At 71.3% G+C, this 7,206-nt stretch carries 6 protein-coding genes; 3 read left to right on the top strand and 3 right to left on the bottom strand.

What is annotated here, in order from left to right; translation table 11 throughout:
* Positions 1 to 213 precede the first annotated feature (213 nt).
* Positions 214 to 945 (top strand): SDR family oxidoreductase, encoded by a 732-nt coding sequence (locus H5J30_RS12340; protein WP_181787480.1) that lies wholly within the window; start codon positions 214 to 216, stop codon positions 943 to 945.
* Between the two features lie 66 nt (positions 946 to 1,011).
* Here the strand turns inward: H5J30_RS12340 and H5J30_RS12335 are convergent, their stop codons facing one another.
* A complete protein-coding gene (locus H5J30_RS12335; protein WP_181787479.1) occupies positions 1,012 to 1,335 on the bottom strand; it encodes a hypothetical protein in 324 nt (107 codons plus the stop codon).
* Positions 1,332 to 2,243: a radical SAM/SPASM domain-containing protein gene (locus H5J30_RS12330; protein ID WP_181787478.1), complete on the bottom strand. Its 912-nt coding sequence runs from the start codon at positions 2,241 to 2,243 to the stop codon at positions 1,332 to 1,334. Before H5J30_RS12330 ends, H5J30_RS12335 begins: the two co-directional genes overlap by 4 nt.
* A 372-nt stretch (positions 2,244 to 2,615) precedes the next feature.
* Here H5J30_RS12330 and H5J30_RS12325 point away from each other — a divergent pair, with 372 nt between their 5' ends.
* Positions 2,616 to 3,377, top strand: coding sequence for a helix-turn-helix domain-containing protein (locus H5J30_RS12325; protein ID WP_181787477.1), 762 nt, complete (start codon positions 2,616 to 2,618; stop codon positions 3,375 to 3,377).
* A gap of 181 nt (positions 3,378 to 3,558) precedes the next feature.
* On the opposite strand, the gene ppdK is transcribed toward H5J30_RS12325, so the two are convergent.
* Positions 3,559 to 6,498: a pyruvate, phosphate dikinase gene (gene ppdK / locus H5J30_RS12320; RefSeq protein ID WP_181787476.1), complete on the bottom strand. Its 2,940-nt coding sequence runs from the start codon at positions 6,496 to 6,498 to the stop codon at positions 3,559 to 3,561.
* Between the two features lie 565 nt (positions 6,499 to 7,063).
* Between ppdK and H5J30_RS12315 the strand changes: the two genes are divergently transcribed.
* On the top strand, positions 7,064 to 7,206 hold a 143-nt coding region (locus tag H5J30_RS12315), incomplete at its 3' end, for a glycogen debranching N-terminal domain-containing protein (protein ID WP_181787475.1).

The raw sequence follows: 7,206 nt of genomic DNA, 5'->3' as shown, positions 1-7,206 counted from the left end.
CTCGCCTGGTCCCGGACCGCCACCCGCGGCCCCGATAGCGCGAGCGACAGCGTAACGAACCCGCGTGCGCCCGGCAGCGGGGGCGAGGGGCGGCGCCCCGCTCGACAGGCGGGCGGAATCCGGCGCGTATACGGTGATTCGGGGGTATCCGTTCCGCGCCCGTGCGCGCAACCGCTCCGGGCGGGCTGTCGCATGCTCGACGGAAGGTGGTCCATGAAGATCGCAGTCATCGGCGGTACCGGCCTGATCGGGTCGCAGGTCGTCGAGAAGCTCGCCGCCGCCGGACACGAGGCCGTGCCGCACGCGCCGTCCACGGGCGTCGACGTGCTCACCGGCGAGGGCCTGGCGCAGGCGGTGGCCGGCGCCGAGACCGTCCTCAACCTGACGAACTCACCGACCTTCGACGACGCCTCCCCGGCGTTCTTCCGGACCTCGATGGACAACATCCTGGCCGCGAGCGCGGAAGCCGGGGTGGGGCACGCCGTGATCCTGTCGATCGTCGGCGTCGACCTGGTGCCGGACCTGGACTACTACCGGGCCAAGACGCTCCAGGAGGACATCCTCAAGGCCGGCCCGATCCCGTACTCCGTCGTCCGCGCCACCCAGTTCATGGAGTTCATGCAGCCGACCCTGGCCATGACCACCGAGGGGGACACCGTCCGCCTCCCCGCCACCCCGATCCAGCCGATCGCCGCCCGGGACGTCTCCGACGCGGTCGCCGGCGTCGCCGCCGGCAGCCCCCTGAACGGCACGCTGAACATCGCGGGACCGGACGTCTTCCCCCTCGACGAACTCGGCCGGATCACCCTGGCAGCCCACCCCGACGGACGCTCGGTGGTCACCGACGCCACCGCCGGCATGTTCGCCGCGGCCCCGGACAACGCCCTCCTCCCCCCACCCGACGCCCGCATCGCCCCCACCCACTACCGCGCCTGGCTCGCCTGAACCCGGCACGAGGGGTGGCGCCACGGGCACGCGCCGGGAGCGCGCCCGGGCCATCCTCTGCCGGCGTCAGGACCGCTCGCGCAGCTCCGCCACCCGCCGCCGGTACAGAGGGCCTGCCGCATGTGCTCCCCGGGCCTCGTCCGGTGCGGACGTCTCGATCAGGTGGTGGGCCCGCGCCTTCAGCTCCGCGGCCCAGGCGAGCACGTGCTGCTGCGGCCGCCGGCCGCACTCGTTGGGCTCCCCGGGGAGGCACAGTGGCAGGTCGGGTCCCAGCTTGTTCGCGGAGTGGCGGACGTAGCCGGCGATCCGCGCCCACTCCTCGTCCGTCCGGACTGCCGCGCCGGCGTCGGCCTCGGGCCACTGGCCGGCGTCGTCCCCGTGGTCCGTCATCGCGTGCTCCCGCCCGTGTGTGGTCCTCCCGGAGAGGCGATGCTATCCGCGGCCCGCGGGTCGCAGTGCCCCACGGACGGGACGCACGGCCCGCACGGGCCGCACATGGGAAGGAACTGCGGGGGCGTACACGATGCTGCGCCAGGCCCGTGCGCGTCCTCGATCTCGCGGCCGACCGCGGCCATCCGCGGTCCGTTCCAGATGTCGGCCAGCGCGGTGCGCCTGACGTTGCCGGCGACGAGGAAGCGGCCCAGGACGCACGGCCACACGCCGCCGTCAGGGCCTATCGCCACCTTCTCGTGCGCGCAGTGCCCGCACAGGTCGGAGACCGTCGGCGCGGCCCCGTCGCTGCCCCGGCCGAACGCCCTGGTGCGGTCGCCGCCGACCGTGTCGACACCGAGGCCCGTGAGGTCGGCCGCGGCCTGCTGCACCCGCTGGTCCCGGCGCACGGCGACGACGCCCCCGCGGACGGGGACGCCGAGGCGCAGCGCCTTCTCGATGTTCGCCCGGGTGCGCCGGTGCGATCCGGGCAGCTTGGTCACGCGGTCATGCTCGGCCGCGCGGTCGGAGTAGTACGAAGTCGCGAGCTTGACGCCGCAGTCGCGGATGGTGCGCCACAACTCGTCGCGGACGGCGACGAGGTTCGAGAACATCTCGACGGCCAGGCCCTGCGCGCGGGCGTAGGTGATGAGGCGGCCGATGTACGGGTAAAGGGTGGGTTCTCCGCCGATGAACTGGACGTCGCGGGCGCCTAGCTCGGCGAGTTGCCGGATCGTGCGTTCCCAGTCGGACACGGTCATGGATCCGTGTGTGCCCTGCGGACTGCTGTCCGCGTAGCAGTGGCCGCACGACTCGTTGCAGCGGCCGGTGATCTCTAACCAGGCGAACCGGAGAGGGGCAGTGCTCATGGCGGTCTCCTCAGCTGTGGCGCGGGTCCGCCGGCCGGGTGCGTTCCCCGCACTGGCGCTCACGCCCCCCGCCCTCCGCGGCAGCGGGGGCACCGGCAAGGCGGGTAGGTGCCGTTGAGCAGCGGCGGGTCGCAGTCGCGGGTGAAGAAGCGTCTCTCCGGTTGCCACGTCCTGCCGCTGTCGCGGGACACGCGCAGCGTGAGCCGGGGGATTTCGGGCCGCGGGGTCTGCCGGGTACTGGTACGTTCTGCCACCCGGACAGAATGACGTCGAAACGTCGCCTCCCGCGGCGTCGTTGCAGGCGACATTCCGACGACACAGGCGGCGTCATTTAGGTGTCGTTCCGGCACGACCATGGCTACGGTGATCGGTATGGCTACACCCAACAGCGCGCTGCAGGCCGCCCGGCTCTCGCTGCAGATGTCGCAGGACGACCTGGCCCGCGCCGTACGCGCGGCCGGCGAACGCATCGGCCGGCCCAACAGCGCGAACAAACGCCTGATCCAGCGCTGGGAGGCGGGCACGGTCACTGCCCCCCACCCGGCCTACGCCCGCGCGCTGGAGGCCGTCACGGGCCTGCCGCTGGCCACGCTCGGCTTCACCGTCCCCCAAGCCCGCGTCGCCGACGACGGCCACGGCGGTCACGACCTTGAGGACTCACCCACCGGCATTCCGGCCGGGGGCAGGGCCACCGCACCGCGAACGGCCCCGGCGACGAACTACGCCGGTATCTGGCTGAGCCGATACGAGTTCTTCTCCTCCGGCCGCGGAGAGTCGTTCACCGGCGCCCACTTCGTGGTGCTCATCCAACACGGCAACGTCCTCACCGGCCGCAGCCTGCCGAATGCCTCTCTGAACCCCGAGTCGCCGCTGACGCTGGACCTCACCGTCGATGGCAGCGTCATCACGGGCACCTGGACAGAGCAGACTGCCTCGGACGGCTACTACCGGGGCGCCCGCTACCACGGCGTACTGCAGTTGCTCGTCGAACCCACCGGCCGCCGCATGGCAGGCAAGTGGGTGGGCTTCGGCAAAGAGATGGACGTCAACACCGGCCCGTGGGAACTCGTCTTCCAGGACGCCTCGACGACAAAAACTGTCATCGACAGCTACAGCCGCCCGCCAGAGACTTAGCCACCGCCCCGGCCCGAAACCGGCCCACAGCACGTATCCCGGCAACGGCCGTCAGCGCGAACGGCACCGGCTCGTTCGGGTCGACGCCGGCGAGGGGCGGCGCCCCCGCACGGGCGCCGCCCCTCCGGAACCGGTCTGCCGTCGGGTGAGGGTCAGGGCAACGCCGACGGTGGCCGGGGGTTCAGGTGGCGGGTTGGGGTTTGCGGCCGTGGGGGGCGGGCTTGGTGGCGTGGGCCCTGCCGCCGTTCGGGGAGGTTCCGTTGGTGGCAGCTGCGGCCGGTGAAGTGCCCTTCGTGGCAGTCCTGTTCTGCGCCGCCCCCTTGCGGGCGGTCCCGTCCTGCGCCGGCTGTGCCGCCGCCCGTGCCGCCTCCAGCCGGGCCACCGGGATGCGGAACGGGCTGCACGAGACGTAGTCGAGACCCACGTCGTGGAAGAAGTGCACCGACTCCGGGTCGCCGCCGTGCTCGCCGCACACGCCCAGCTTCAGGTCCGGCCGCGTCGCGCGCCCCGCCTTCGCCGCGTCGCGGACCAGCGCGCCGACGCCGTCCTTGTCGATCGTCTCGAACGGGGAGACGCCGAAGATGCCCTTCTCCAGGTACGCGGTGAAGAAGCTCGCCTCCACGTCGTCGCGTGAGAAGCCCCACACGGTCTGGGTCAGGTCGTTTGTGCCGAACGAGAAGAAGTCCGCGGACTCCGCGATCTGACCGGCCGTCAGCGCGGCCCGCGGCAGCTCGATCATCGTGCCGAGCGTCAGTTTCAGCTCCAGGCCCCGCGCCGCCTGGACCTCCGCGATGACGGCTTCGGCCTCGTCGCGTACCAGCTCCAGTTCCTGCACCGTGCCCACCAGCGGGATCATGATCTCCGCCCGCGGGTCGCCCTTCGCCTCCAGGCGCTGCGCCGCGGCCTCCGCGATGGCCCGTACCTGCATCGTGAACAGCCCCGGGATCACCAGCCCGAGGCGTACGCCGCGCAGGCCCAGCATCGGGTTCTGCTCGTGCAGCCGGTGGACGGCCTGGAGGAGGCGCAGGTCGTTCTCGTTGTGGTCCTTGCGCGACTCGGCGAGCGCGACCCGTACCGACAGCTCGGTGATGTCCGGCAGGAATTCGTGCAGCGGCGGGTCGAGGAGCCGCACCGTGACGGGCAGGCCGTCCATCACCTCGAAGAGCTGCACGAAGTCCCGCTGCTGGAGCGGCAGCAGCTCCGTCAGGGCCGCCTCCCGCTCCTCCTCGGTGTCGGCGAGGATCAGCCGCTCGACCAGCTCGCGCCGCTCGCCGAGGAACATGTGCTCGGTGCGGCACAGCCCGATGCCCTGCGCGCCGAAGCGGCGGGCGCGGGCGGCGTCGTCGAAGTTGTCGGCGTTGGCGCGCACGCGCAGCCGGCGGATGCGGTCGGCGTACGACATGAGGCGGTGGACGGCGACGACGAGTTCGTCGGCGTCCTCGGCGCCGGCGTGCATGCGGCCCTCGAAGTACTCCACGACCGGCGACGGCACGACCGGCACCCGGCCGCGGTAGACCTTGCCGCTGGAGCCGTCGATGGACACGACGTCGCCCTCGTCGATGACCTCGCCGCCGGGCGCGGTCAGCTGGCGCCGCTTGGTGTCGACCTCCAGCTCCTCCGCGCCGCACACGCACGTCTTGCCCATGCCGCGGGCGACGACGGCGGCGTGCGAGGTCTTGCCGCCGCGGGAGGTGAGGATGCCCTCGGCGGCGATCATGCCGTCGAGGTCGTCGGGGTTGGTCTCGCGGCGGATGAGGATGACCTTCTCGCCGGAGCGCGACCACTTCACGGCGGTGTACGAGTCGAAGACCGCCTTGCCGACGGCGGCGCCCGGCGAGGCGGCGATGCCGCGGGCCAGCCGTTCGCCCTTGTGGCCGTTGTCGAACCTGGGGAACATCAGCTGCGCCAGCTGCGCCCCGTTGACGCGCTGCAGCGCCTCGGCCTCGGTGATCAGCCCCTGGTCGACGAGTTGCACGGCGATCCGGAACGCCGCCGCCGCGGTGCGCTTGCCGACCCGGGTCTGGAGCATCCACAGCTTGCCGCGCTCGATGGTGAACTCGATGTCGCACAGGTCGCGGTAGTGCGTCTCCAGCGTCTCCATGATCCGCATCAGCTCGTCGTACGACGCCTCGTCGAGGTCCTGGAGCTTCGCGAGCGGCACGGTGTTGCGGATGCCGGCGACGACGTCCTCGCCCTGCGCGTTCTGCAGGTAGTCGCCGTAGACGCCCTGCTGGCCGCTGGCGGGGTCGCGGGTGAAGGCGACGCCGGTGCCGGAGTCGGGGCCGAGGTTGCCGAAGACCATGGAGCAGATGTTGACGGCGGTGCCGAGGTCGCCGGCGATGCGCTCCTGGCGGCGGTAGAGCTTGGCGCGCTCGCCGTTCCAGCTGTCGAAGACGGCCCGTACGGCCAGGTCCATCTGCTCGCGCGGGTCCTGCGGGAAGGGCCGGCCGGTCTCCTTCGCGACGATGTCCTTGAACGTGCCGACGAGGGCTTCGAGGTCGGCGGCGTCCAGTTCGACGTCGGTGGCGACGCCCTTGGCGTGCTTGGCGTCCTCCAGCGCGGTCTCGAACAGCTCGCCGTCGATGCCCTGGACGGTGTTGCCGAACATCTGGATGAGGCGGCGGTAGGAGTCCCAGGCGAACCGCTCGTCGCCGGCCTGGGCGGCGAGCCCGGGCAGGCAGGCGTCGGTGAGGCCGATGTTGAGGACGGTGTCCATCATGCCGGGCATGGAGAACTTGGCGCCGGAGCGTACGGAGACCAGCAGCGGGTCGTCGGCCTGGCCGAGCTTCTTGCCCATGCGCCGTTCGAGGGCGTCGAGGTGGGCGCCGACCTCGTCGCGCAGGGCGGGGGGTTCGGCGCCGCTGGCGAGGTAGACCTTGCAGGCTTCGGTGGTGATGGTGAAGCCCGGCGGGACGGGCAGGCCGAGGTTGGTCATCTCGGCGAGGTTGGCGCCCTTGCCGCCGAGGAGGTCCTTGAGGTCCTTGTTGCCCTCGTGGAAGTCGTAGACGAACTTGACCGCTTCCGCCTTCGCGGACGCCTTCGCCGCGGACGGAGCCCCTTTCCCCGGGGACTTCTTCGCTGCCTGCTTCTTATCCGGCTGATCCGGCTTCGTTTCCGGCACGGGATCGACTCCTCGTGTGGGACCCCTGGCGGGGGGAGCTGCCCTGACGGCGAGGAACATACCCAGATCGAAGGCTCCAGGGGATGAGGCGTAGACGATCACGAGGGGGTTCGGCCCTCACACCTGGGATCCTGCTGGCGACCGGGAGCCGCGCCCCTTCTTCACTTCTCTTAACGACGATCCCGGACGGGCGGGCATCGGCAAGCCGGGCGGGTCATCCGCGTTACGGAACGCAGTTGTGGCTTCGAGAGATGAAGGGATGTGCGTGGCACTCAGTGCCGCGCATACGAGAGGTAGCGTCCACATTTGAGCGCTCGTTTGAGCGCAAGCCTTATCAGGCGTGGGGAGAATCACGCGATCGGGTGCGGGAAATCTCACCATGCGGACAGGGTGCGCCCCTTGGACGCGGTACGAGTCGACCGGAACCGGGAGTACGCGGGCCGTGCTCCCGCAACATGCGTGCGTGCGCCCCCGGTTCTGCTTGTCGACCCGACAGCAGCGCGCTAGTTTTGCGTGCCAACCAGACGTAATGACGCGATGACACCTCGCTGAGGGAGGCGCTCGCATGAGCGGCGCGGAACACCGGCTTCTCTTCCACGGCGGGGCGTTCGCCGCGGTGACCCGCTCCGGGGACGTCACCGGGGACCGGGAGGCCCGGCCGGACGGCTTCTTCCTCGGGGACACCCGTCATCTGAGCCGCTGGCAGCT

Source organism: Streptomyces phytophilus (genome assembly GCF_013870535.1).
GTDB lineage: Bacteria > Actinomycetota > Actinomycetes > Streptomycetales > Streptomycetaceae > Streptomyces > Streptomyces phytophilus.
This window is presented reverse-complemented; position numbering and strand designations above follow the sequence as displayed.

Coding starts and splice junctions, on each gene's coding strand:
- H5J30_RS12340 (WP_181787480.1), top strand. CDS start 214: ATGAAGATCGCAGTCATCGGCGGTACCGGCCTGATCGGGTCGCAGGTC.
- H5J30_RS12335 (WP_181787479.1), bottom strand. CDS start 1,335: ATGACGGACCACGGGGACGACGCCGGCCAGTGGCCCGAGGCCGACGCC.
- H5J30_RS12330 (WP_181787478.1), bottom strand. CDS start 2,243: ATGAGCACTGCCCCTCTCCGGTTCGCCTGGTTAGAGATCACCGGCCGC.
- H5J30_RS12325 (WP_181787477.1), top strand. CDS start 2,616: ATGGCTACACCCAACAGCGCGCTGCAGGCCGCCCGGCTCTCGCTGCAG.